Genomic DNA, 24,629 nt, shown 5'->3' with positions numbered 1-24,629 from the left:
GAAATTAGATGAATATAGCAATCGACGTGATGGGTGGGGATTATGCCCCAATAGCCGTGATTGACGGAATACTTTTAGCGATAGAAAGTCTTTCGAAAGATGTAACCATTCTTGCCATTGGCCCTGAAAATACGATAAAACAATTATTGACTGAGCGTAATTATTCTGGAAATCAAATTCAGATTGTTGCAGCAGATCAGGTAATTGAAATGGGAGAACATCCCACAAGAGCATTATCACAAAAACCCAATTCCAGCATCGGAGTTGGGTTTACGCTTTTAAAAGAAGGTAAAGCTGATGTTTTTGCTTCCGCTGGAAACACAGGAGCAATGATGGTGGGCTCCCTATTTTCTGTAAAAACAATCGAAGGAATTCAGCGCCCTGCCATTGCGGGATTTGTTCCTCAAATCAATGGGAAATATGCAGTAATGTTGGATATTGGTGCCAATGCTGATTGTAAGCCCGAAATGTTGGATCAATTTGCCCTTTTAGGCTCAGTCTATTACGAAGCAACAACTGGTTCCAGCCAACCGCGAGTTGGATTAATGAATATCGGAGAAGAAGAGCAAAAAGGCTCTATACTTTCTCAGGCAACTCATGCTTTATTAAAAGCCAATCCCAAAATCAATTTTATTGGAAATATTGAAGGAAAAGATTTTTTCCAAAACAAAGCAGATGTGATTGTAACAGATGGTTTTACGGGAAATATCATGTTAAAAATGGGGGAATCCATTTATAACATCATGAAAAGCCAAGGAATATCAACTGAATTTATCGAAAATACCAATTACGAAAATTATGGTGGTAGTCCCATCATTGGAATAAATGGAAATGTCATTATTGCACATGGAGCATCTAGTCCCAAAGCAATCCTAAATATGATTAAACTTTCCGTTTCAGTAGTGGAATCCAATGTTTGCCAAAAAATTAAGGCATCCATTGAAAATAAATAATTGAAATAAACGAGAGACATGACTCAAAAAATAAGTGCAGCCATTACAGGAGTACACGGTTACGTACCCGATTATGTGCTTACCAATCAAGAATTAGAAAAATTGGTTGATACCAATGATGAATGGATAACGAGTAGAACAGGTATCAAAGAAAGAAGAATATTAAAAGGAGAAGGCTTAGGCACCTCTTATTTAGGCGCGAAAGCAGTAGAAGGATTGTTGGAGAAAACAAACACAAAGCCTGAGGAAATTGATTTGTTAATTTGTGCAACAGTAACTCCTGATTATTTTTTCCCTAATTCAGCTAATTTAATTTGCAAATCCGTTGGGATTAGAGCTACAGCATCTTTTGATTTATCTGCGGCTTGTTCAGGCTTTTTGAATGCATTAGCAACAGGAACAGCCTTTATTGAATCAGGAAGATTTAAAAAAATTGTTATTGTTGGAGCAGATAAAATGTCTGCGATTGTAGATTATTCTGATCGTACAACCTGTATTTTGTTTGGAGATGGTGCAGGCGCTGTACTTTTGGAACCAAACACAGACGGTTTAGGTGTACAAGATTTTATCCTAAAATCAGACGGAGATGGCTGCGAGAGTTTAATGCAGAAAGGTGGCGGAAGCGCTTACCCTCCTACATACGAGACAATCGATCAAAAATTACACTATATCCGTCAGGAAGGTCAATCCGTTTTCAAATTTGCTGTAACTAGAATGGCTGATGTATCTGCAGAAATTATGGAAAGAAACCATTTAACTGGAGATGATATTGCCTTTTTAGTCCCTCATCAAGCGAATAAAAGAATCATTGATGCTACTGCCAGCCGAATGAATATTGGAGAAGAAAAAGTAATGTTGAACATTCAACGATATGGAAATACAACGGCAGCCACTATTCCTTTGTGTTTGTGGGATTACGAAAAACAATTGAAAAAAGGAGATAATTTAATTTTAGCCGCATTTGGTGGAGGTTTCACTTGGGGATCTACTTACCTGAAATGGGCTTATAATTCAAAATAAATTTAATTTTAAGAATGGCAACTACAGCAGATATTAAAAATGGAATGGTTATTAATTATAACAATGATCTATATTCCATCGTAGAATTTTTACACGTTAAACCAGGAAAAGGTCCAGCTTTTGTTCGTACAAAATTACGTTCATTGACATCTGGAAAAGTGATTGACAACACCTTCAATTCTGGAGTTGCAATTTATCCCGTACGTGTGGAGAGAAGAAAATTCCAATACTTATTTGGCGATGAGTACGGATTTAATTTCATGGATAACGAATCATTTGAGCAAATTCTACTGGATAAAAACATGGTAGAAATGGCTGATTTGATGAAGGAAGGTCAAGAAGTTGAAATTTTGATCAATACTGAAACTGATAAAGCTATTTCATGTGAACTACCTCCATTTGTGGAGTTAAAAGTAGTTTATACTGAACCAGGTGTACGTGGAGATACAGCCAATTCACCTAAAAAACCAGCTAAAGTAGAAACTGGAGCAACCATTACTGTTCCAATTTTTATTGAGCAAGATGAAATTATTAAAGTAGATACAAGAACTTATTCTTATGCAGAGCGTGTCAAATAGCTTGCATTTTTAATACATTTGCACAGACATTAAGCATTAGGTAAACACTCATACAAATATTACAAGGAATGGATACTAAAGAAATTCAGCGATTATTAGATTACATCGCAAAATCACCGCTTGCGGAGGTTAGTATTGAAACAGAAGACTTAAAAGTTTCAGTCAAAAAACACAGTGCAGTTGCTCCAACTGTTCAAGTTCAAACAGTTGCGGCTGCACCTGCTCCAGCGGCTCAAGCTCCCGTAGCGTCAGCACCAGCAGCACCTGTTGCTGCTCCAGTATCAGATAACCTTTACACGATCAAGTCACCAATGATTGGTACATTTTATCGTGCGCCGGGACCGGATAAAGACAACTACGTTGAAGTAGGAAGCTCCATTGAACCTGGAAAAACAGTTTGTATGATTGAAGCAATGAAATTATTCAATGACATTGATTCAGAAGTTTCAGGTAAAATTGTGAAGATTTTAGTTGAAAATGCAACTCCAGTAGAATTTGACCAACCGCTTTTCCTTGTTGAAAAAGCTTAATTGGCTAAATTAAATTTAATTTAGAACTTATGTTTAAAAAAATACTCATTGCAAATCGTGGAGAAATTGCTCTACGTATCATCAGAACTTGCAAAGAAATGGGCATCAAGACAGTTGCTGTATATTCAACTGCCGATAGAGAAAGCTTGCATGTTCGCTTTGCAGATGAAGCTGTTTGTATTGGACCTCCTCCAAGTAGACAATCCTATTTAAGTATGCAGGCTTTAATTTCCGCTGCGGAAGTTACAGGTGCAGATGCCATCCACCCTGGTTATGGCTTTTTATCAGAAAATGCTGAATTTTCAAGAATTTGTGCAGAACATGGAATTAAATTCATTGGTGCCTCTGCGGAGATGATCAATGCCATGGGAGATAAAGCGACGGCCAAAGATACGATGAAAAAAGCAGGAGTTCCTGTTATTCCTGGTTCTGATGGTTTGTTAGATACAGTAGAAGATGCTATTGAATTAGCTAAACAAATTAAATACCCTGTCATTATCAAAGCAACAGCTGGTGGTGGTGGTAAGGGAATGCGTATCATTCGCGAAGAATCTGAATTCAGAAAATTGTGGGATGATGCGAAGATGGAAGCAAGTGCTTCATTTGGAAATGATGGAATTTATATGGAAAAGTTCGTAGAAGAACCAAGACATATAGAAATCCAGGTTGTTGGAGATAAATTTGGAACCGTTTGCCATTTGTCCGAGCGTGATTGTTCGATTCAAAGACGTCATCAAAAGTTATGCGAAGAGACTCCATCTCCAGCATTGACTGATGAACTACGTAAAAAAATGGGAGAAGCTGCCATTGCTGGTGCAAGCGCTATTAGATATGAAGGTGCAGGTACAATTGAATTCTTGGTAGACAAAAACGGAGATTTCTATTTCATGGAAATGAATACGAGAATTCAAGTGGAGCATCCAATTACAGAGGAAGTAACCGACTTTGATTTAATCAAAGAACAAATAAAAGTTGCAGCAGGAATTGCCATCAGTGGGCAAAATTATTTCCCTAAATTATATGCTTTGGAATGCAGAATTAATGCGGAGGATCCTTCAAATGGCTTCCGTCCATCACCTGGAAAAATAACCAATTTGCATTTACCAGGTGGTCATGGAGTTAGAATTGACTCACATGTTTACTCTGGTTACACTATTCCACCGAATTATGATTCCATGATTGCGAAATTAATTGTTTCAGGACAAAGTCGTGAGGAGGTTTTATTAAGAATGAAACGTGCCTTGCAAGAATTTGTGATTGAGGGAATTAAAACAACAATTCCATTCCATATTAAACTAATGGATGATCCAGGTTTTCAATCAGGTAAGTTTACGACTGCCTTTATGGACACCTTTGATTTAAGTAATTTATAATCAAAAGAATAGATTAAAGTCAAAAAGGGGCGATTGCCCCTTTTTTATTTGACATAAACGAAAATATTCTTGAAAGACACTTGCAAAATTGTACTTGATTGTATAAATTTGCACTCCCATTTTTCGATTGAATGCCCGTTTAGTTGCAAAATAGGTCATAATTAATGTTTTTAAGAATCATTCCGTCATCTTAAAAAGATTAATTCAACAGTTAAACAATACTATAGTGGATACTTTAAGTTACAAAACCGTCTCTGCCAACAAGGCTACAGTTCAGAAAGACTGGGTGGTGGTAGATGCTGAAAATCAAGTTTTAGGACGTTTATGTTCAGAAATCGCGAAAATTATTCGTGGAAAGCATAAGCCTTCGTTTACACCGCATGTTGATTGTGGAGATCAAGTGATTGTTATCAATGCTGATAAAGTTCGCCTAACAGGAAAGAAAATGACAGATAAAGTTTATATCCGTCACACAGGTTATCCAGGTGGACAACGTTTTGCTACTCCAAGAGAGGTTTTGATTAAAAACCCAAGAGGAGTTGTAGAAGCGGCAGTTAAAGGTATGTTACCGAAAAATCGTTTAGGAAGACAATTGTTCAACAATTTATTCGTTTACGCTGGTTCTGAGCATCCTCACGCAGCACAACAACCTAAAGAAATTAAGTTTTAACGGACATAATGATCTAAAACAGGTCAATTCAATATCAAATGGCAGAATTAACAAGTAAAATCGGTAGAAGAAAAACGGCAATTGCTCGTATTTCAATGACCCCAGGAAAAGGCCAGATTAAAATCAATGGCCGTACAATGACTGAATACTTTCCATCTGAAATTCTTCAGATTGTGGTAAATCAGCCTTTCGCTTTAACCAACACAGTTGGATCATTCGACGTAACTGCAAATGTTGACGGAGGAGGAATTAAAGGACAAGCGGAAGCTTTACGTTTAGCTATTTCTCGTGCACTTCAAACTCAGGACTCAGAATTGCGTTCTCCTTTGAAGAAAGAAGGTTTTTTAACTCGTGATCCTAGAATGGTTGAGCGTAAAAAACCAGGACGTAGAAAAGCACGTAAGAGATTCCAGTTCTCTAAGCGTTAATACTACATCGCATTTACGTGGAAAAAGCTTGTGTGTTGCCGATGCTTTTTCCACATTTTTATTTTTCACAATTTTAAACACCGAAAATGGCACAATTAAGCTACAACGAACTGCTTGACGCAGGCGTTCACTTTGGTCACTTGACTCGTAAGTGGGATCCAAAAATGGCTCCATACATCTTCATGGAGAAAAATGGTATTCATATCATTGACTTAAACAAAACAATTACTTGCTTAGATGAGGCATCAGCTGCGATTCGTGCTATTGTACGTTCTGGCCGTAAAATCATGTTTGTTGCTACCAAGAAACAAGCACAAGAAGTTGTTTCTGCAGAAGCAGAAAAATTAAAAATGCCCTATGTAACTGACCGTTGGTTGGGAGGTATGTTGACAAACTTTGCGACTGTACGTAAGTCGATCAAGAAGATGTCAAGCATTGATAAAATGTTAAAAGACGAAGTAATCGTTAAGACTCTTGCTAAGCGTGAGCGTTTAATGATGACTCGTGAAGAAGAAAAATTAAACCGTGTTTTAGGTGGTATTACAGACTTAACTCGTCTTCCAGCTGCATTATTCATTGTTGACGTTAAGCGTGAGCATATCGCAGTGAAAGAAGCGAAAAAATTGGGCATCCCAGTTTTTGCTATGTGTGATACTAACTCAAATCCAGAATTAGTTGATTATCCAATCCCTGCTAATGATGATGCTTACAAGTCGATCGCTGTTATTACTACAGCTATCAGCAAAGCAATCGAAGAAGGATTGAATGAAAGAAAACAAGATAAAGATGATGCTCGTTTAGCGGAAGAGGAAGAAGCAAAGAGAGTGGCTGATGAGGAGAATCAAGAAGTAGCTAAGGTAGCTGCTAAATACGAAAAAGAAGCAGAACAAGAATAAATAATTCATACAATGTCAATTACAGCCGCAGACGTTAACAAATTACGCCAAATGACTGGTGCAGGAATGATGGATTGCAAGAAAGCTTTGACAGAAGCCGATGGTGACTTCGAAGCAGCAATCGATATTCTTCGTAAAGCTGGTCAAAAAGTAGCAGCAAAACGTGCAGATAATGCAACGAACGAAGGTGTTGTATTAATCACACTTTCAGGAGACCATTCAAATGGTAAATTAGTCGCTTTAGCTTGTGAAACTGAACCAGTTTCTAAAGTTGCTGATTTCAACAAATTAGCGCAAGATATCATGGATGCAGCAGTTAAGTCTCATGCTCCATCTGCTTCAGCTTTATTGGCTGAGCCTCTTGCTGATGGTCGTTCGGTAGAAGGACACATCATTGAATTAACGGGTAAAATTGGTGAGAAAATTTCTTTAGCAGCTTACGAAAATGTAGATGCAGAGAAAGTAGTTTCTTACATTCACTCGAACAACAAAATTGGAGTTTTGGTAGCATTTGAAAATGTTCAAGGTGCTGATGTTTCTGAAGTTGGTAAAGATATTGCTATGCAAATCACAGCTATGAAGCCAGTTGCTTTAGACAAAGACGGTGTAGATGCTGAGACAATCGAACGTGAAATTGAAATTGGCAAAGACCAAGCTCGCCAAGAAGGCAAGCCAGAAGCTATGCTTGAGAAAATCGCAGTTGGTAAATTAGAGAAATTCTACAAAGAATCTACTTTATTAAACCAACAATTTGTGAAAGACTCTTCTATCAATGTTCGTCAATTATTAGAGCAAACACAAAAAGGATTAACTATCTCTTCTTTCAAAAGAATTGCATTAGCTTAATCAAATCCTATTTTTTAAAGGCCATCCGACTAAATCGGTTGGCCTTTTTTTTTGGCATAAACTTATCCACAAAAAAAAGATTGACAGAAAACTTATCAGATTTTCATTAGTCATAGACATTTTTTAAATTGTAGATAAATTCTTTTCAATTCATTTAGTGTTCTTTTGCAAATGTCAAAAATCATAATTTTAGGTGGCGGTGAAAGTGGTGTTGGGGCTGCATTATTGGCTAAATCAAAAGGATTTGAGGTGTTTCTTTCCGACCAAGGTCAATTAAAAGATACATTCAAAAACACATTGATTGTAAACAATATTCCATTCGAAGATGGACAACATTCCATCGAAAAAATCTTGGAAGCGGATGAGATAATCATTAGCCCAGGAATTCCCGAAAAAAATCCGATCGTTCAAGCTATCAAGAAACAGAACATCTCGTTGATTTCAGAAATTGAATTTGCTTCAAGATATACAACTGCTAAAATAATTGCCATAACAGGTTCCAATGGAAAAACCACCACTACCCTTTTAACCTATCATTTATTAAAAAATGCTGGTTTGAAGGTTGGTTTGGCTGGAAATATTGGACAAAGTTTTGCCAAGCAGGTAATGGAAAATCAGCACGAATATTATGTACTAGAAATTTCAAGCTTTCAATTGGACCGATGCTTTCTATTCAAACCAGATGTTGCTGTATTAATTAACATTACTCCAGACCATTTAGATCGATATGAATATCAATTTGAAAATTATATTCATTCTAAATTCCGAATTTTCCAAAATGCTGATAAAGAAAGCACTTCGATCTTTTGGATGGATGATCCAGTTATCACAAAATACCATCATTTAATACCTGCTGGATCGCAACTTCAAACCATTAGTTCTCAACAAACCGATGCAACTGCTTTTATATCAGAGGATACAATAAAAATTAAACCAACATTATCCATTGATCTAAAATTAGCGCCATTAAAAGGCCCACATAATGCCATCAATATGTCTGCGGCCATTTTAGCCAGTTTGGCCATCGGAGTTTCTAAAGAACAAATCCATCAGGCTTTACCTAGTTTCATCAATGCAGAACATCGCTTAGAACCTTGTGGGAATTGGAAAGGAATTCAATTTATTAACGACTCTAAAGCAACTAACGTAGATGCGGTATATTTTGCATTAAACAGCTTTAAACAACCCATCATTTTAATTATGGGCGGTGTTGATAAGGGAAATGATTATACTCTATTGGATGAATTAGTAAAAAATAACGTCAAAGGCCTAATTTGCCTTGGAATTGATAATCAAAAATTAGAAAATCATTTCAAAGGATTTTGTCCACAAATATATTCCACTGATAATTTAGAAAAAGCCGTAGCCAAAGGTATTGAATGGGCCCAAGAGGATGATATCATTCTATTATCCCCTGCTTGTGCGAGTTTCGACTTATTCAATAACTACGAAGATAGAGGCAGAAAATTCAAAGAGGTAATAAAGCACTTAACAGATGGAAAATAAAATAGCTGAGATAACAAAAAAATACGTTGTGGGTGACTACCAAATTTGGTTTATCGTCATCATATTGAATCTATTTGGTTTATTGATACAATTTTCTGCTAAGAGTAGAATGGTCATGATGAGTCCTATAGACCCTATTTCTGGGTTTATAAAAACACTTTTCATTTTAGCTTTCTCCTTTGTTTTGATGTCATATTTTGCCAAATTAAATTATAGTAAAATAGCTCAACTTAGCAATTTTGCCCTTGGAGCCTCTTGGATACTTATTCTTATCGCATTGGTTTTTGGTGAAAATAAAGGAGGAGCCAGTCGCTGGATAGATCTAGGACCTATTTCTTTCATGCCTTCTGATATGGCGAAACTTTGCCTTACGGTCAGTTTAGCCAGAGATTTTAGTGCAAGGCAGGCTGACCCTGAATCTTATACATGGCAAGTCATGCTATCCATTCTGATTAAACTTGGAATTACTTGTTTTTTAATCATGCTTTCCAACTTTTCAACCAGTATTTTGATTTTTTTAACAAGTATCGTATTGATGATTTTCGGAAGAGTTCCATTTAAACAAATTTTCAAAACAATCGGATTATTTGCGGTTTTGGCGGTCAGCGTAGTGGTTTTAGGAATTGGTCAAAGAGCTAAAACGGTTCAGGGGCGTATTAAAAATTACGTTCAGAGAATTGGAGAAAATGAAAAAAATTCCAACAAAAACTTAGGAGAAGATTACCAAATTCACCGAAGTTTATTTGCCATCGCCACAGGAGCATTAAGCCCAAAAGGACCCGGAAAAAGTCAACAGAAATATTTCTTATCCCAAGCCGAATCCGATTTTATCTACGCGATTATTTTGGAAGAATACGGTTTATTAGCGGGTATTTTATTGCCTATCTTTTTCATTTACTTTATGTATCGAGGTGCCAGTGCGGTAAAATTTAGCGAAAAGCCATTTGGAGGATTACTCTCGGCTGGCCTAACTTTTTCCATAGTTATACAGGCTTTTATTAACATGTTAGTAGCTGTAGACGCAGGTCCTGTTACTGGACAACCTATGCCAATGATTTCCGCAGGAGGTACATCACTTATTTTTACAGCCATAAGTATCGGATTAATCTTATCTGTAAGCCGTGATAAAGAAAAATTTTTAGCCCCTAAAGAGAAAGCCTAGACCTATGTCAAAAAAAATTATCATTTCAGGAGGAGGAACAGGCGGACATATTTATCCAGCTATCGCCATCGCGAATGCTTTAAAAGATATCGATGCATCGATTGAATTTTTGTTCGTTGGGGCAGAAGGCAAAATGGAAATGGAAAAAGTTCCTAAAGCGGGCTATGATATCGTTGGATTACCAATTGCAGGAATTAATCGACAAAGTATTTTTAAAAATTTAGCGCTTCCCTTCAAATTAATAAAAAGTTTAACAAAAGCTTTTTCATTGATCAATGAATTCAAACCTGATTTAGCCATCGGAGTTGGTGGTTACGCTTCTGGCCCCATGTTGATCGCCGCTTGGATGAAGGGTATCCCATTTGTCATACAAGAACAAAATTCATACGCAGGAATTACCAATAAATTGTTAGCTTCAAAAGCTGAGAAAATATTTGTAGCCTATCCAAAAATGGAACAATTTTTCCCGAAAGAAAAAATTCTACTTTTAGGAAATCCCGTGCGAAAAGATTTGATCGAAACCAAAGAAAAAAAAGCAAAAGCTGCTGAGTTTTTTGGATTAGAGCCTACTCTTCCAACCATCTTGATAATAGGCGGAAGTCAAGGTGCAAGAAGCATCAATCAAGCAATTTTAGCAGGATTAGATAAATTCCTTTCCAATCCTTGCCAAATTATTTGGCAAACAGGTATACCATTTGAAAAAGAAGCAAAGGCTGCTGTAACAAAAACACCTTCTTTAAAAGCCTACGTTTCAGCATTTATTTATGAAATGGATTTTGCCTATTCCATGGCGGATTTAGTCATTTCACGAGCGGGTGCCTTATCTGTTTCAGAAATATGTTTAGCTGGAAAAGCAAGTGTGTTGGTGCCTTTACCTTCCGCAGCTGAAGATCATCAAACACAAAATGCTAAAAGTTTAGAAGTTGAAAATGCAGCCATTTTAGTGAAAGACATCGAAGCCAAGGAAAAATTGGTAGATACAGCCTTGAATACCTTAAACAATAATTTTTTGCTTAAAGAGTTGGAAGAATCAAGTAAAAAACTTGCCAAACCTGAGGCTGCCAATGAAATAGCTCAAACAATTTTATCGATACTTGCTACCCAATGAATCAAAAAATAAACCTTTCTAATTTAAAAAATGTCTACTTTCTGGGTATAGGAGGAATAGGTATGTCGGCCATTGCAAGATGGTTCTTGCAAAATGGATTCTATGTAGCGGGATATGATAAAACAGAAAGTCCTTTGACAATCCTTCTTAGCCAGGAAGGCATGGATATTCATTATGTAGATTCAATCAATCAAATACCTGCTAAAATAATCCAGGAGCAGGATTCAACCTTATTTATTTACACTCCTGCGATACCAAAAGATCACATTGAAAAAAATCATTTAGAAAATATCGGAATTAAACTTTGGAAAAGATCTGAGATTTTAGGTTGGATTACGGAGCAAATCCCTACACTCGCTGTTGCTGGAACCCACGGAAAAACAACTACCTCCAGTCTTTTAACTCACCTCTTAATTCATGCCAACAAAAATGTAACAGCCTTTTTAGGGGGAATCACACAAAATTACGGAACCAATTTCATTCCCAATAAGGGAAAAGAAAATATGATTTGCGTTGTGGAAGCGGATGAATATGATCGATCTTTTTTAACACTTCATCCTTTAGGAGCTACGGTAACTTCCACCGATGCCGATCATTTAGATATTTATGGCGCGGCAGAACAAGTTTTGGAATCCTTTCAACTTTTTGTCAACCAAATACAGCCGAATGGGTTTTTCATTCAAAAGGAAGGATTGAACTTGCAATCAAAACATCAAAAAATCAGCTTTGGACTAAACAAAGGAGATTATTTTGCTCAAAATTTAAAAATAGAAAATCATCGAATGGTTTTTGATATGGTCTATCCCGATGGAATTATAGAACATATTCAAATGAGAATTCCAGGCTTTCATAATATAGAAAATGCTTTAGCAGCAGCTGCATTGGCCATGTTTGTCGGCGTGAGTCCAGAAAAAATCAAATCAGGAATTGATACCTTTAAAGGTGTAAAAAGACGTTTCGAGTACCATGTGGAAACAGAAAAACATGTGTTAATCGATGATTATGCGCACCATCCTACGGAAATAAGGGCGACTTTATCTTCCATTAAAGCTTTATATCCTGGGGAAAAATTAACGGTCATCTTTCAACCGCATTTATTTTCTAGGACCAAAGACTTTTTAGAAGATTTTGCGCAAAGTCTAGGATTAGCAGATGATATATATTTATTAGATATTTATCCAGCTAGAGAATTGCCTATTCCAGGAATCAATTCTGAATTACTTTTAAGCAAAATTCCATCAAATCATAAACAAGTAATTAGTAAAACTGATTTTATTCAAAAAATGAAGTCAGAAAAACCAAGATTATTGGTTACCTTAGGTGCAGGTGACATTGACTTGATTTTACCAGATCTCGTTAACATATTTTAGTTCTATTTCAGACCAATGGCTTTCGATAAAAAGAAAATATTTTATTTAAAAAAATTAACCAGTCTAATTTTACTAATTAGTATTTGGGTTTCTGCGATCGCTTTTGCTCAGTACTCTTATCAAGAATCCAAATGCACGGGAATCATCGTTAAACTTGATTCAGAAAATGAAAAACCACTGCTTTCTAAAAAACACATTAACCAAGTTATTACTGAAGAAGGTACCAGATATTTTGAAGATAAACCGCTAGAAGTAATTTCTCTGCATAGAATGGAACAAAGTGTAAAAAAAATACCATTGGTTAAATCATGTGAAGCGCATTTTGATTTCAGTGGAAAAATCATTGTTTCAGTCAAAGAATTTAGCCCCATCGCCCGAATTCTTAGATCAACTTCAGAACTTTCCACACAACCGGATCAATATGTCACTGCAGAAGGTAATTTCATTGGAACTAGTTCATTATTTACACCAAGAGTTTTAGTCGTTACTGGTGATTATTTCAAATCAAATCGAAAGGATTTAAAAGATGATAAGGGGAAAACTTTGTTACCCTTATTTGAATACATCAATGAAAATGAATTTTGGAAAGCCCAAATCTCCCAAGTAGTTGTTGCGAATGATGGAGGAATCATACTTGTCCCAACTTTTGGAACAACTAATATCGATTTTGGTCTTCCCATCAATATTGAAAATAAATTTAAAAAACTTGCCATTTTTTATAAACAAATAATCCCCAACAGAGGATGGAATACCTACAGTTGGGTAAGATTAAAATATAAAAATCAGCTTATTTGTGATTAAGCTGATTTATCAGTAGTTTTAAAGTTTGTAGGCATTGGAAAACACTTGTGTGCTAAAATTTAATAGATAAATAGAAATATGCGTAATGATTTAATCATCGGATTGGACATTGGTAGCTCATTCGTTAGGGCCGTTATTGGAAGACAATCAACTGAAAACAAACTAGAAATATTATCCATAGGTAAATCAAAAACAATTGGTCATATCATCAATGGTGATATTGTCAATATCAACAAAACCTCTGCTGCGATTTCTGAGGCTTTAAAAAATATTGCTAGCACGATCGAAGGGAAAAATAATGATTATTATTTCAGCTCAAATATTTCAGGTAGCCACATCAATGTCAATACATTTTCCATTACTCAAGCAAGAGATAATGCCATGTCGCCAGTTAGTGAAACTGAATTAATTCAACTCATTAATAAAGCGAAAAAATCCAATGCAGATAAAAATCCTTGCATATTACATACTTTACCGATCGGTTTTCAAGTAGATAATTTACCTGAAACATTAGAACCCATCGGGCAAATTGGATCTAAAATAAAAGCGGATTTCATCGTTGTTACGGCGGATCAAAATAAGAATGACATTTTAAAACAATGCCTAATTTCTGCCCAATCTGAACATTTAAAAACGGGTAATATCTATTTTAGTCCATTGGCTACAGCGAGCTCAGTTCTTAATTTAGATGAGAAACAATTAGGCGTAGCTTTGGTGGATATTGGAAGTGGAACCATTGAAATTAGTGTTTATACTAAAAACCGTTTGAGACATTCCAAAGTAATTAATTGGGGTGGCGATAGAATCACAGAAGATATTCAAATTGGTCTAAATGTTTCTTTAGAACATGCAGAAGTACTTAAAACAAAATTTGGCTCGGCACTAAGTAAAGAAATTGATATCAATGAGGTGGTTTTAATCCCTGGAATTGCAGGTAGAAAACCGACACCTATTTCTGTTAAAAATTTAGCTATTATCATCGAAGAAAGAATAAAAGAACTTGCTGCGATTATTTTAGTAGAAATTTCTAAAGTTACAGATCCATTATTACTAAAAGGTGGAATTGTGATTACTGGAGGAGGTGCTCAATTACCAGATATTGCAGATTTAATTCAAAAAGTAACTGGTTTAGAATCGAGAATAGGAGAACCTATGGCATTTGCGAGTACAGCACAAATTGAAGCTGAAATCAAAGATCCTTCCTATGCCACTGCCGTTGGTTTGGTTCAAGTGTATTTTGAACAATTGAATCAGCCAGAAGTAGAAGAAGAAGTTTCAAACCCTACACTGCCACAATCTCCAACTATACCAAGTGGACAAACTGCTGCTAAACCAAAAGGCCCAAGCTTTAAAGATTTATTAAAGAAAACGGTGGAAGTTCTGATGGGAAGTAATGAAGAAGAGGAAAATTATCCAGATGAAAAATAAAGAAAAAGGAGGACTAAAGTCCTCCTTTTTTTATGCAAATAATTGCTTCTCTATCAATTGAATGAGAATATGAATAATCTTAATATGAATTTCTTGGATTCGATCTGCAAATCCAAAATGATCTACTCGAATTTCCAATACATTTTGAAATTGAGCTAATTGACCTCCATCCTTGCCCGTCAACAAAACAACTTTCATACCCTTGTTTTGTGCTGCTTTGACAGCTTCAATGATATTTTCTGAATTACCACTCGTAGATATACCAAAAAGCACATCACCTGAAATTCCCAATCCTTCAATAAATCTTGAATAGATGTAATTATACCCAAAATCGTTCCCTACACAAGTAATATGCGAAGGATCTGAAATGGCCATGGCAGCTAAAGCGGGTCGATTCTCTCGGTATCTACCAGATAGTTCCTCCGCAAAGTGCATGGCGTCACAATGACTTCCTCCATTTCCGCACGATAAGATTTTATTACCTGCCTGCAATGCTTCTACCAAGCATGCTGCGACTGATTCAATTTGTTGAATTTGTTGGGGATTACTTAAAAAATCTGTTAAGACTTTTTGAGCTTCCTCTAAATTTTGTCGAATGATATCTTTCAAAATAATAACAATTATTAGATGTACGATTAAAAATCACCTCCGGCGCCACCACCTCCAAAGCTTCCTCCTCCAAATCCACCAAAAGAACTACCTCCACCAAAAGAACCTCCTCGAGAACTTTCTCCGCCTAAAAAGATTGGAGGAAAAAACATTCCGCCACCATTGCTCCCTGGCCCTCTCCCACCTCCTCGGTTTCGAAAAGCGTTGATAATCGACAAAATTACAAAAAGTAAAAATAGAATTAAAACAGGTGGAATTCCTTGATTTTCACCTTCACTTTCTTGATCATTTTTAAAACTGCCACTCGCCCTTTGCATCATCTCTGTAGTAGCCAAATCTAAGCCTTCGAAATAAGCATCTCTTTGAAGAGCAGGTTTCAAAATTCGATTGATAATTCTTTTACAAATTGCATCTGGCAAAACATCCTCAATTCCCCTTCCTGTTACAATTCTTATTTTTCTATCCTCTGAAGCAATTAATATAACAACCCCATTGTTTTTACCTTTTTGGCCAACACCCCACGTTTGAGCAATTTCCATGGCATAATCATAAGGATCTCTTCCCTCTGTGGTTGGAATGACAACTATGACAAATTGTGTTGAAGTAGAATCTGCGTAAGATCTAAGTTTGAGCTCTAAGGAATTTTTTTCTTCCGAATTCAATTTGGAAGATAAGTCTAATACATACGCATTGGGTTTTTCTGGAATGCTAGATTGCGCGAATCCAAAATAAGCATTAAAAAGGCATAATCCCAAAAAAAGAAGTTTCAATTGTCGCATCCTATCAAACACCGTAAGAAATATCATTACTCAATTCATTCACATCTCCTTCTAAATAGGGGAAACTTTCAACCAAAACTTTACCAATTCGATTGACACCTAATGCTAAAGCTTTCCCAAATTCATTGGTCGCCAAAATGGGTTTCATTTCATCACGAATTTCTTCCCAAAATTTCAATGGAACTTTAGCATCTATCCCTTTATCTCCAATGATGGCATATTTACGATCTTTGGTGGCCAAGTATAATAAAACACCATTCTGCAAATCAGTTTGGTCCATGCCTAATTCAAAAAAGAGCACCTTCGCCCTTTCGACGGGGTGCCCTTCACAATGACTTTCTACATGCACACGAATTTCACCAGAGGTTTTTAATTCTGCTTCCTGAATAGCCAATAAAACTTCTGCTTGTTGAATTTCGCTTAAATGCATTATTTTTTTTCGTCAAAATTTACTTCAGGTGCTTTTTCTGAACCTGCCTCCGCTTGGAAAAAACCTTTCTCTGTAAAGCCAGAAAAAGAAGCGATTAAATTATTAGGAAACGTTACAACCTTCGAATTAAAATCTTTCACCGTACTATTAAATACATCTCTCTCTTCTTTAATTCTATTTTCAGTTCCTTCTAATTGAGCTTGCAATTCTGAAAAACTTTCAGTTGCTTTTAATTGAGGATAATTTTCAGCAACAACCATTAAACGTCCTAAAGCGCCTCCTAAGGAAGACTGGGCAGCCTGGTATTTGCTTACATTTTCTGGACTTAAATCCTTCGCATCTAATTTCATTTGAGTCGCACTTGCACGAGCCTCAATAACTGCAGTTAAAGTCGACTTTTCAAAATTTGCAACTCCTTGTACTGTCTTAACTAAATTCGGAATCAAATCCGCACGACGTTGATAAGCACTCTGTACATTGGCCCAAGAAGCCTTTACTTCTTGATCACTTGTTGCCATTCCATTTCTAGCACCAATACCCCAGAAAATAACGAGAGCAATAGCACCTAATACGATCCAAAGTTTTTTGTTCATTGTTTTAATTTTTAAAATTTTAACATGCAAATGTAGCTAATTCAAAGCATCCCTTTTGCATTTTTGTATCAAAATCATTTTTACAGGATAAAAGTTCAAAATAAAGGATAAACAATTTTGATTAGTAAATTGCACCATGATTAAGAACATCCCCAATCCTCCCATCGCAACAGAAAAAATTGAGCTTCTTACCATTCATGGTGATACCCGCATTGATCCATATTATTGGTTAAATGACCCTGGAAACAAAGAAGTGATTGATTATCTAAATGCGGAAAATACCTATACAGAAAAAGCATTTTCGCCTATTTCGGACTTGAAAGAATCACTTTTTCAAGAAATGAAAAATCGTATCGAAGAGGATGATTCATCTGTTCCTTATTTCAATGGAAAAGATTGGTTTTATACCAAATTTGTCAAAGGTGGTGAATACCCCATTTATTGTCGAAAAAGAAATAACCTTGAATCGCCTGAAGAAATTTTGATTGATGGGAATCAATTGGGAAAAGACAAAGATTACTTTCATATTGGCGGCTTGAGTTTGAGCGACAACGACAAGTATCTGGCCATTGCCACCGATGAATTAAGCAGAAGAAATTATCAGGTAAAATTCTTACATCTTGAAACGGGAGACTATTTCCCTGAAACCATAGAAAACACGGAAGGCGGCAGCTATGCTTGGTCTGCTAATAGCGATTATTTCTTTTATTTAAAAAGAGATAATCAAACCTTATTGGCCTCGCAAGTTTTTAGACATCGATTAGGAGAAGACCCGAAAAATGACGTCATGGTTTATGAAGAAAAAGACCCTCAATTCTACATGGGTCTTTATCGGTCTAAATCAAAGAAATACATATATAATTTATCCAGTCAACAAGGGATTGCTTCTGAATACCGAATTTTAGAAGCCTCAAAACCTTTGGAAGAGTTTAAAGTATTTCAAGAAAGAATGGATGGCCTGGAATATTTTTTGGAACATCAAAACAATCATTTCATCATTCGTTGCAATGCCAACCAAGCGGTCAATTTTCAATTGATGCAATGCCATATTCAGGAAGATTGGAATTTAAAAAATTGGCACCCCCTTTTGACTCATAAAAAAGATGTTTTAATTGAAGACTTTGAAGTATTTGAGGAATTCATTGCGATTGAAGAGAAATTTAATGGATTAAACCAAATTCACATCATTTCAAATGATAACCGTAAATCTGAAATCATTCAAATGCCAGAAGCGGTTTATCAGGTAAGTTTGGGTCAAAATGCACATTATCAAAGCAAAAAAATTCGCTACAATTACACCAGCTTAACTAGTCCCAATTCAGTCTTTGATTTTGATACAAATACAAGCGAAAGTACACTATTGAAAGAAGAATTAGTCCTTGGCACCTTTGATCGAAATAATTATCAGAGTGAACGAATTTGGGTAACGGCTAGAGACAATACACAGATTCCGGTTTCCTTGGTTTATAAAAAGGAATTCAAACCCAATGGAAAAAACCCATTGCTCTTATATGCCTATGGTTCTTACGGACATAGCATAGACCCTTATTTTTCGAGCAGTCGACTTTCTTTATTAGACCGAGGTTTCAGTTTTGCGATTGCGCATGTACGAGGTGGGCAAGAAATGGGAAGACATTGGTACGAGGAGGGCAAGATGATGAAAAAGAAAAATACATTTTATGATTTCATCGACTGTTCCCAATTTTTAATTCAGCATAAGTATGTGGCTCCTGATGCCTTATTTGCTCAAGGGGGATCAGCAGGAGGAATGTTGATGGGAGGCATTTGTAATATGGCACCAGAGTTATACAAAGGAGTCATTGCAGCGGTCCCTTTTGTAGATGTAGTTACAACTATGTTAGACGAAAGTATTCCGTTGACCACAGGTGAGTGGGAAGAATGGGGAAATCCCAAAAACGAAGAACATTATCATTACATGAAATCATATTCGCCTTATGATAATGTAACAGCAAAAAATTACCCTAATCTATTGGTTACAACAGGTTTGCATGATTCTCAGGTACAATATTGGGAACCCGCCAAGTGGGTTGCAAAATTGAGAAAATTAAAAACAGACAACAACCTATTATTACTTGATTGCGACATGACAGCGGGACATGGGGGTGCATCAGGTAGATTCAATCGATTTAAAGATATAGCTAAAGAGTATGCTTTCTTGATAGGATTGATTAATTAAAGAAACTAACCGCAATAATTTGAATATATATACCTACACTTATTGATATCCAAGAAAATTTCGGATACATTTTAAACAAAATAATACAAAAAAATATGGGATTATTTTGGTTTTCCGACAATTAAGTGCAATTTTTGGGACTTATTGTAAATCAATAAAGATAATTTAGTATTTAATTAAGTAGAAAATTTAATCAAGAAAGGAGGTCAACTAAAAACTATTCAATTACAGAATTATCAATTTTTCACATTTTTTATCAAAACAAAATTTTATGAAAAACAAATTACTAACTCAATTAACGAGTGTATTTGCAATCACGGCTCTATTTTTGTGGAGTCATGCGGCAGTCGCTCAAAGTAAAAAGATTACAGGTAAAGTCGTTGCTGCAAAAGATGGCGATGGCATTCCTGGTGCTTCAGTTATCGTTAAAGGTTCTAAAACGGGTGTTGCATCCGATGCAAACGGTAACTTCTCTATTGCTGTTACTGATGGAAACAGCATTTTATCCGTTTCTTCAGTAGGATTTGCGTCTCAAGACGTTAAAGTTGGAAGCCAAACTTCTATCACTGTACGTTTAGCAGAAGAAACTTCTACATTAAACGAAGTTGTTGTAACAGGTTACGGTTCTCAATCTAAAAGAGAAATCACTGGTGCAGTAACAACTGTTCAAGCGAAAGATTTACAATCTGTTCCTGCTACTACTTTTGCTCAACAATTACAAGGTCGTGCTTCTGGTGTGACTATCGTAAATGATGCAACTCCAGGTGGTAACGCAACAGTACGTATTCGTGGTTTTGGTACAATTGGTAACAATGATCCATTGTTCATCATTGACGGTACTCCTACTGAAAACCAAGGTAACTTGAACCCGAACGATATCGAGACTATCCAAATTTTGAAGGATGCTTCTGCTTCTTCTATCTATGGTTCTCGTGCAGCGAATGGTGTTGTTATCATCACAACTAAAAAAGGTAAAACAGGTGCACCGAAAATCTCTTTCAATGCATACTATGGTACTCAAAAAGTTGCTAATGATGTTCAATCATTAAATGCAAAAGAATTAGGTCAATACTTGTACTTAGCTGATAAATATGCTGGAAAAACTCCTTCTCACGGACAATATACATTTGGTTCTAATGGAGAGGTTTCTATTCCAGATTACGTTTTCCCATCTGCTGGAAAAGCAGGTTCTGCTGGTGTAGATCCAAAATTATACTCTTTAACTCCTGACAATATCTATGCAATTACTAAATCTGCAGATACGTATTGGTGGGGAGCTTTGACGCAAACAGCACCTATTCAAAACTACCAATTGAGTGCAACTGGTGGTACTGAAAACAGTAAATATGCTTTATCATTAGGTATGTTTAGTCAAGATGGTGTGGTTAAATTCATCGGTTATGATCGTTATACATTACGTTCAAACACTGAATTTTCTGCTATCAACAAAAGATTACGTGTAGGTGAAAACTTCACAATGGCGGTAGATAACCGTAAAGGTGGTTTCAGTAACAACGAAGAGCAAAATGCTGTTTCTGGTTCTTACAAGCACCATCCATTATTACCTATCTATGACATCGCTGGCAACTTTGCTGGTAGCCGTGGAGCTAACTTAGGTAATAACTCTAACCCTTATGCTACTTTGGCTCGTGAGGCTGATAACAGACGTTATAGTATGAGAGCATTTGGTAACGTATTCGCTGAGTTTGATATCATTCCAGGTGTTACTGCTAAAACTAGTTTTGGTGTTGACATCACTACAAGTAATGGTAAATACTTAGGACGTGCTAATCCAGAGTACATTGAAGGTAGTTTCAACAATGGATCGACTTCAACTACTAGCTACGATTACCAATGGGTATGGCAAAACACTGTATCATACAGCAAAACTTTCAATGATATTCATAAAGTAGATGCTTATGTGGGTGTGGAAGCAATCAAGCAATTTGGAGAGTATTTCCAAGCAGGTCGTAATGGTTATGCTTTCGAAATTCCTTCTATCATGGGTTATTTAGACTTAGGAGATCCTACTAAAGTTTCAAACAGCGGTAGCGTAGGAAGTGATTACACTTTATCTTCTCAATTTGGTAAATTCAACTATGCATACGGCGACAAATATTTAGTTCAAGCAATTGTTAGAAATGACGCTTCTTCTAGATTCTTATCTGCTTCTCGTAATGCACTTTTCCCTGCATTCTCTTTAGGATGGCGTTTATCAGAAGAAAGCTTCATGAAAGATCAACTTTCTTTTGTTAATGACTTAAAATTACGTTTCGGATGGGGTAAAACAGGTAACCAAAAAATTGGTAATTACAATGCGTATACTACCTACCGTGCGGACATTTTCCACGCTGGTTACCCAATCGATGGTTCTCAAACTACTCCAGCAATTGGTTATGATGCGAACGCATTCGGAAATCCAAACGCGAAATGGGAAACTACCACTTCAACTAACTTCGGTTTAGATGCTGCTTTATTAGACAATCACTTAACTTTGGAAGTTGACGTTTGGAATCGTGTAACATCAGATATGTTATTCACAACTCCAATTACTTTCTCTGCAGGTGATGCAAGAGCTCCAGCTTTCAACGTAGGTCAAATGACTAACAAAGGGGTTGACTTAGGAATTAGCTACAAAAATTCAGTAGGAGATTTACGTTACACTATTTCAGGTAACTTATCAACTTACAAAAATACAGTAGATAAATTAGATGCATCTCCAAATACTCGTTATTTCGGATATGGTTCTCGTGTTCCTGCTGTAACTTTGACTCAAGCTGGATTACCAGTTTCTTCATTCTACGGATACAAAGTTTTAGGTATTTTCCAATCAGATGCTGAAGCAAAAGCTTGGGCTCCTTATGAGGATTATAACAAAGCTGGTAAGTTCAAATATGCTGATATCAATGGTGATGGAAAAATCACAGATGCTGACCGTACGATCATCGGTTCACCACACCCAGATTTCACTTATGGTTTGAACTTGAATTTAGGATACAAAGCATTTGAATTAACTGTATTTGCAAACGGATCTCAAGGTAACTCGATCTTCAACTATACTCGTTATTTCTCTGATTTCAATACTTTCCAAGGTAACCGTTCTAAGCGTGCATTATATGAAGCTTGGCAACCAAGTAACCCTAGCGGTACTGTACCTATCATGGATGCGAATGACCAAGTATCAAGCCGTCCTTCAAGCTATTTCTTAGAAGATGGTTCATACTTACGTATCAAGAATGTTCAATTAACTTATAATTTACCTCGTTCTATCGGTAAGAAATTTGGTTTAGACAATGCTCAAATTTATGTACAAGCACAAAATTTAGCTACGTTTACGAAGTATTCAGGACTTAACCCTGAAATCCAAACTGGTGCTGATAATACAATTGGTTTTGATGGTGGTTATATGCCAGTATCTAGAACTTTCATCTTAGGTGTTAACCTTGGATTTTAATTTGTAATTCTTTAGAATACAGATAATTATAAAGTTTGAACATTGTAAATTTTTAATAAAAATAGAAATATGAAACGCAATAATATTTTAAAAATGTTCTTGTCAGCTGGTTTCGTTTTAGGAATTGCTACTGCATGTAGTGATGAATTCTTAACTCGTCAGCCGCAAGCTCAATATAGCCCATCAGCCTTACAAACGGCTAAGGGTGTTGAAGGCGTACTTTTAGGTGCTTATGCCATGCTTGATGGTCAAGGTTTAGATGACCAAGCTCCTTGGGAGAATGATATCCAAAACTGGGTATTCGGTGGTTTAACTTCGGATGATGCTTACAAAGGAACTGACGCTGGTGACCAACCGGAAGAATCTTTCTTAGAGAAGTGGGATTTCCAAGCAACGAATGGTCATATCAAGAACAAATACAGAGGTTTGTTCAAAGGTGTTGCTCGTGCAAATGATGCAATCAATACATTAAAAGCTGTAAAAGATATCGCACCAGAGAGAGCTACTCAAATCAAAGCAGAAGCTCAATTCTTGAGAGCATTGTTTCACTTCGAGGCTAAGAAAATGTTCAAAAACATTCCTTACATCGATGAGACTATCTATAACTTGAATGACCTTGAGTCAACTAAAGTTCCAGTTAACCCACAAGCTTGGGCTAAAATTGAAGCTGATTTGACTGCTGCTGCTGCTGTATTACCAGATAAGCAAGCTCAAGTAGGTCGTCCAACAAAATGGGCTGCTAAAGCTTTATTAGCAAAAGCTAAAATGTTCCAAGGTTGGAATATTTCAACAGGTGCTGCTAATGCAACTAAATTAACAGAAGCAAAAGCAATCTTAGAAGAAATCGTTAACAGTGGTAAATTCAAATTGGTAGATCTTTACAGAGATAACCACGATGCTAGCACTCGTAACAATGCTGAGTCTATCTTTGAAATTCAGTACGCTTCTTCTTCTGCTAACGCAGATGCTGCTAACGCAGGTGTGGGTCTTGCTCACCCTTACGCTTCACCTTGGGGATGTTGTGGTTTCTACCAACCGTCTCAAAACTTGGTTAACGCTTTCAAAACTGAAAACGGATTACCAATGTTGGATACATTCAATAATAGCGATGTAACTAATGACCAAGGTAAAAAATTAGAAGATGCTTATACTCCTTATACAGGTGAATTAGACCCACGTTTAGACCATACCGTTGGTCGTAGAGGTATCTTATTTATCGACTATAAAATTCACAATGTGGATTTCATCCGTGACCAAACTTATGCGGGTCCTTACTCACCTAAGAAACACATTCCTTCTAAAGCATTTACAGGAATCAACGGTTGGGGTAACTTAACTTCAAACAACTATAGAATGTTGCGTTATAGCATGGTATTATTATGGTTGGCTGAGTGTGAAGTAGAAATCGGAAGCTTAGAGAAAGCTCGTGCTTTGGTTAATCAAATCAGAACTCGTGCAGCTAATCCAGATGGATTTGTTCAAAAAGCTGTTCAAGGTGCTACTCGTGACGCTTATACCTTGGTATTTGACGGAAACGGAAAACCAGTTCCAGCTGCTAATTATGTAATCAATAACTATACTGGAACTTGGACTGACAAAGATGTTGCTCGTAAAGCTGTTCGTTTCGAAACTCGTTTAGAGTTCGGTATGGAAGGTCACCGTTTCTTTGACTTACAAAGATGGGGAGTTTCAGCAGAGGTATTGAACAAATACAATGCTGTTGAAGCTACTAAGCGTGTGTACAAAAAAGGTGCTAACTTCGTAAAAGGTAAGCACGAGTTCTTCCCACTTCCTCAAGAGGCAATTGACCGTTCTGAGAAAGATGGAAAAGCAACTTTAGAGCAAGATCCTTCTTACAAATAGTAAACAGGAAAATATTCTAATTTTTCAAAGAACAG

The 24,629-nt window shown here is 36.4% G+C and carries 22 protein-coding genes; 18 read left to right on the top strand and 4 right to left on the bottom strand.

Annotated features, from left to right (window positions below):
- Positions 1-8: 8 nt before the first annotated feature.
- The 15 genes from plsX to ftsA all read left to right on the top strand — a co-directional run bounded on the left by plsX (position 9) and on the right by ftsA (position 14,669).
- Complete coding sequence (gene plsX / locus V7S79_RS07890; protein WP_459490031.1) at positions 9-953, top strand: phosphate acyltransferase PlsX; 945 nt, start codon at positions 9-11, stop codon at positions 951-953.
- Positions 954-971: 18 nt separating this feature from the next.
- Entirely contained in the window at positions 972-1,973 is a 1,002-nt protein-coding gene (locus V7S79_RS07885) for a beta-ketoacyl-ACP synthase III (protein WP_459490030.1), read from the top strand.
- A 14-nt stretch (positions 1,974-1,987) separates the two neighbouring features.
- Positions 1,988-2,551, top strand: a complete 564-nt coding sequence (efp, locus tag V7S79_RS07880; protein ID WP_459490029.1) for an elongation factor P — start codon at positions 1,988-1,990, stop codon at positions 2,549-2,551.
- A 68-nt stretch (positions 2,552-2,619) separates the two neighbouring features.
- Positions 2,620-3,081, top strand: a complete 462-nt coding sequence (accB, locus tag V7S79_RS07875) for an acetyl-CoA carboxylase biotin carboxyl carrier protein (RefSeq protein ID WP_459490028.1) — start codon at positions 2,620-2,622, stop codon at positions 3,079-3,081.
- 29 nt (positions 3,082-3,110) lie between these two features.
- Entirely contained in the window at positions 3,111-4,454 is a 1,344-nt protein-coding gene (accC, locus tag V7S79_RS07870; protein WP_459490027.1) for an acetyl-CoA carboxylase biotin carboxylase subunit, read from the top strand.
- 226 nt (positions 4,455-4,680) lie between these two features.
- The gene (gene rplM / locus V7S79_RS07865) at positions 4,681-5,124 is read left to right on the top strand and encodes a 50S ribosomal protein L13 (RefSeq protein ID WP_459490026.1); all 444 of its coding nucleotides are present in this window, start codon (positions 4,681-4,683) and stop codon (positions 5,122-5,124) included.
- Between the two features lie 38 nt (positions 5,125-5,162).
- On the top strand, positions 5,163-5,552 hold the full coding sequence (rpsI, locus tag V7S79_RS07860; RefSeq protein ID WP_459490025.1) for a 30S ribosomal protein S9: 390 nt from the start codon (positions 5,163-5,165) through the stop codon (positions 5,550-5,552).
- 86 nt (positions 5,553-5,638) lie between these two features.
- Positions 5,639-6,448: a 30S ribosomal protein S2 gene (gene rpsB / locus V7S79_RS07855; protein WP_459490024.1), complete on the top strand. Its 810-nt coding sequence runs from the start codon at positions 5,639-5,641 to the stop codon at positions 6,446-6,448.
- 12 nt (positions 6,449-6,460) lie between these two features.
- Positions 6,461-7,294 (top strand): translation elongation factor Ts, encoded by an 834-nt coding sequence (tsf, locus tag V7S79_RS07850; protein ID WP_459490023.1) that lies wholly within the window; start codon positions 6,461-6,463, stop codon positions 7,292-7,294.
- Between the two features lie 171 nt (positions 7,295-7,465).
- A complete protein-coding gene (murD, locus tag V7S79_RS07845) occupies positions 7,466-8,800 on the top strand; it encodes a UDP-N-acetylmuramoyl-L-alanine--D-glutamate ligase (protein ID WP_459490022.1) in 1,335 nt (444 codons plus the stop codon).
- Positions 8,790-9,962 carry an FtsW/RodA/SpoVE family cell cycle protein gene (locus V7S79_RS07840; protein WP_459490021.1) on the top strand — a complete coding sequence of 391 codons (1,173 nt, stop codon included), beginning with the start codon at positions 8,790-8,792 and terminating at the stop codon, positions 9,960-9,962. The genes murD and V7S79_RS07840 overlap by 11 nt, the downstream gene beginning before the upstream one ends.
- 4 nt (positions 9,963-9,966) lie before the next feature.
- Positions 9,967-11,070, top strand: coding sequence for an undecaprenyldiphospho-muramoylpentapeptide beta-N-acetylglucosaminyltransferase (gene murG, locus V7S79_RS07835; protein ID WP_459490020.1), 1,104 nt, complete (start codon positions 9,967-9,969; stop codon positions 11,068-11,070).
- A complete protein-coding gene (gene murC / locus V7S79_RS07830; RefSeq protein WP_459490019.1) occupies positions 11,067-12,440 on the top strand; it encodes a UDP-N-acetylmuramate--L-alanine ligase in 1,374 nt (457 codons plus the stop codon). The genes murG and murC overlap by 4 nt, the downstream gene beginning before the upstream one ends.
- A gap of 15 nt (positions 12,441-12,455) precedes the next feature.
- Positions 12,456-13,241, top strand: a complete 786-nt coding sequence (locus tag V7S79_RS07825; RefSeq protein ID WP_459490018.1) for a cell division protein FtsQ/DivIB — start codon at positions 12,456-12,458, stop codon at positions 13,239-13,241.
- A gap of 78 nt (positions 13,242-13,319) precedes the next feature.
- On the top strand, positions 13,320-14,669 hold the full coding sequence (gene ftsA / locus V7S79_RS07820) for a cell division protein FtsA (RefSeq protein WP_459490017.1): 1,350 nt from the start codon (positions 13,320-13,322) through the stop codon (positions 14,667-14,669).
- A 30-nt stretch (positions 14,670-14,699) separates the two neighbouring features.
- On the opposite strand, the gene lpcA is transcribed toward ftsA, so the two are convergent.
- The 4 genes from lpcA to V7S79_RS07800 are packed head-to-tail and all read right to left on the bottom strand — an operon-like array spanning position 14,700 to position 17,080.
- Positions 14,700-15,278 (bottom strand): D-sedoheptulose 7-phosphate isomerase, encoded by a 579-nt coding sequence (gene lpcA / locus V7S79_RS07815; RefSeq protein WP_459490016.1) that lies wholly within the window; start codon positions 15,276-15,278, stop codon positions 14,700-14,702.
- Between the two features lie 26 nt (positions 15,279-15,304).
- Positions 15,305-16,033, bottom strand: coding sequence for a TPM domain-containing protein (locus V7S79_RS07810; RefSeq protein WP_459490015.1), 729 nt, complete (start codon positions 16,031-16,033; stop codon positions 15,305-15,307).
- Positions 16,034-16,061: 28 nt separating this feature from the next.
- Complete coding sequence (locus V7S79_RS07805; RefSeq protein WP_459490014.1) at positions 16,062-16,487, bottom strand: TPM domain-containing protein; 426 nt, start codon at positions 16,485-16,487, stop codon at positions 16,062-16,064.
- Entirely contained in the window at positions 16,487-17,080 is a 594-nt protein-coding gene (locus V7S79_RS07800; RefSeq protein ID WP_459490013.1) for a LemA family protein, read from the bottom strand. The genes V7S79_RS07805 and V7S79_RS07800 overlap by 1 nt, the downstream gene beginning before the upstream one ends.
- Positions 17,081-17,216: 136 nt before the next feature.
- Here V7S79_RS07800 and V7S79_RS07795 point away from each other — a divergent pair, with 136 nt between their 5' ends.
- The 3 genes from V7S79_RS07795 (at position 17,217) to V7S79_RS07785 (ending at position 24,594) form a co-directional block, all read left to right on the top strand.
- The gene (locus tag V7S79_RS07795) at positions 17,217-19,277 is read left to right on the top strand and encodes a S9 family peptidase (RefSeq protein WP_459490012.1); all 2,061 of its coding nucleotides are present in this window, start codon (positions 17,217-17,219) and stop codon (positions 19,275-19,277) included.
- 271 nt (positions 19,278-19,548) lie between these two features.
- On the top strand, positions 19,549-22,731 hold the full coding sequence (locus tag V7S79_RS07790; protein WP_459490011.1) for a SusC/RagA family TonB-linked outer membrane protein: 3,183 nt from the start codon (positions 19,549-19,551) through the stop codon (positions 22,729-22,731).
- A 69-nt stretch (positions 22,732-22,800) separates the two neighbouring features.
- Positions 22,801-24,594, top strand: a complete 1,794-nt coding sequence (locus tag V7S79_RS07785) for a RagB/SusD family nutrient uptake outer membrane protein (RefSeq protein ID WP_459490010.1) — start codon at positions 22,801-22,803, stop codon at positions 24,592-24,594.
- The last annotated feature ends 35 nt before the right edge of the window (positions 24,595-24,629 follow it).

The organism is Aquirufa sp. ROCK-SH2, assembly GCF_054558315.1.
Note: the sequence above shows the minus strand (reverse complement) of the source record. Positions and strands in the feature narration are given on the sequence as shown.

Bases quoted from the DNA above. Each gene is read 5' to 3' on its own strand.
- accB (WP_459490028.1), top strand. From the start codon at position 2,620: ATGGATACTAAAGAAATTCAGCGATTATTAGATTACATCGCAAAATCA.
- V7S79_RS07785 (WP_459490010.1), top strand. From the start codon at position 22,801: ATGAAACGCAATAATATTTTAAAAATGTTCTTGTCAGCTGGTTTCGTT.
- rpsI (WP_459490025.1), top strand. From the start codon at position 5,163: ATGGCAGAATTAACAAGTAAAATCGGTAGAAGAAAAACGGCAATTGCT.
- V7S79_RS07885 (WP_459490030.1), top strand. From the start codon at position 972: ATGACTCAAAAAATAAGTGCAGCCATTACAGGAGTACACGGTTACGTA.
- rpsB (WP_459490024.1), top strand. From the start codon at position 5,639: ATGGCACAATTAAGCTACAACGAACTGCTTGACGCAGGCGTTCACTTT.
- V7S79_RS07805 (WP_459490014.1), bottom strand. From the start codon at position 16,487: ATGCATTTAAGCGAAATTCAACAAGCAGAAGTTTTATTGGCTATTCAG.
- murC (WP_459490019.1), top strand. From the start codon at position 11,067: ATGAATCAAAAAATAAACCTTTCTAATTTAAAAAATGTCTACTTTCTG.
- tsf (WP_459490023.1), top strand. From the start codon at position 6,461: ATGTCAATTACAGCCGCAGACGTTAACAAATTACGCCAAATGACTGGT.
- V7S79_RS07800 (WP_459490013.1), bottom strand. From the start codon at position 17,080: ATGAACAAAAAACTTTGGATCGTATTAGGTGCTATTGCTCTCGTTATT.
- accC (WP_459490027.1), top strand. From the start codon at position 3,111: ATGTTTAAAAAAATACTCATTGCAAATCGTGGAGAAATTGCTCTACGT.
- V7S79_RS07840 (WP_459490021.1), top strand. From the start codon at position 8,790: ATGGAAAATAAAATAGCTGAGATAACAAAAAAATACGTTGTGGGTGAC.
- ftsA (WP_459490017.1), top strand. From the start codon at position 13,320: ATGCGTAATGATTTAATCATCGGATTGGACATTGGTAGCTCATTCGTT.
- plsX (WP_459490031.1), top strand. From the start codon at position 9: ATGAATATAGCAATCGACGTGATGGGTGGGGATTATGCCCCAATAGCC.
- murD (WP_459490022.1), top strand. From the start codon at position 7,466: ATGTCAAAAATCATAATTTTAGGTGGCGGTGAAAGTGGTGTTGGGGCT.
- V7S79_RS07790 (WP_459490011.1), top strand. From the start codon at position 19,549: ATGAAAAACAAATTACTAACTCAATTAACGAGTGTATTTGCAATCACG.
- efp (WP_459490029.1), top strand. From the start codon at position 1,988: ATGGCAACTACAGCAGATATTAAAAATGGAATGGTTATTAATTATAAC.
- V7S79_RS07795 (WP_459490012.1), top strand. From the start codon at position 17,217: ATGATTAAGAACATCCCCAATCCTCCCATCGCAACAGAAAAAATTGAG.
- murG (WP_459490020.1), top strand. From the start codon at position 9,967: ATGTCAAAAAAAATTATCATTTCAGGAGGAGGAACAGGCGGACATATT.
- V7S79_RS07825 (WP_459490018.1), top strand. From the start codon at position 12,456: ATGGCTTTCGATAAAAAGAAAATATTTTATTTAAAAAAATTAACCAGT.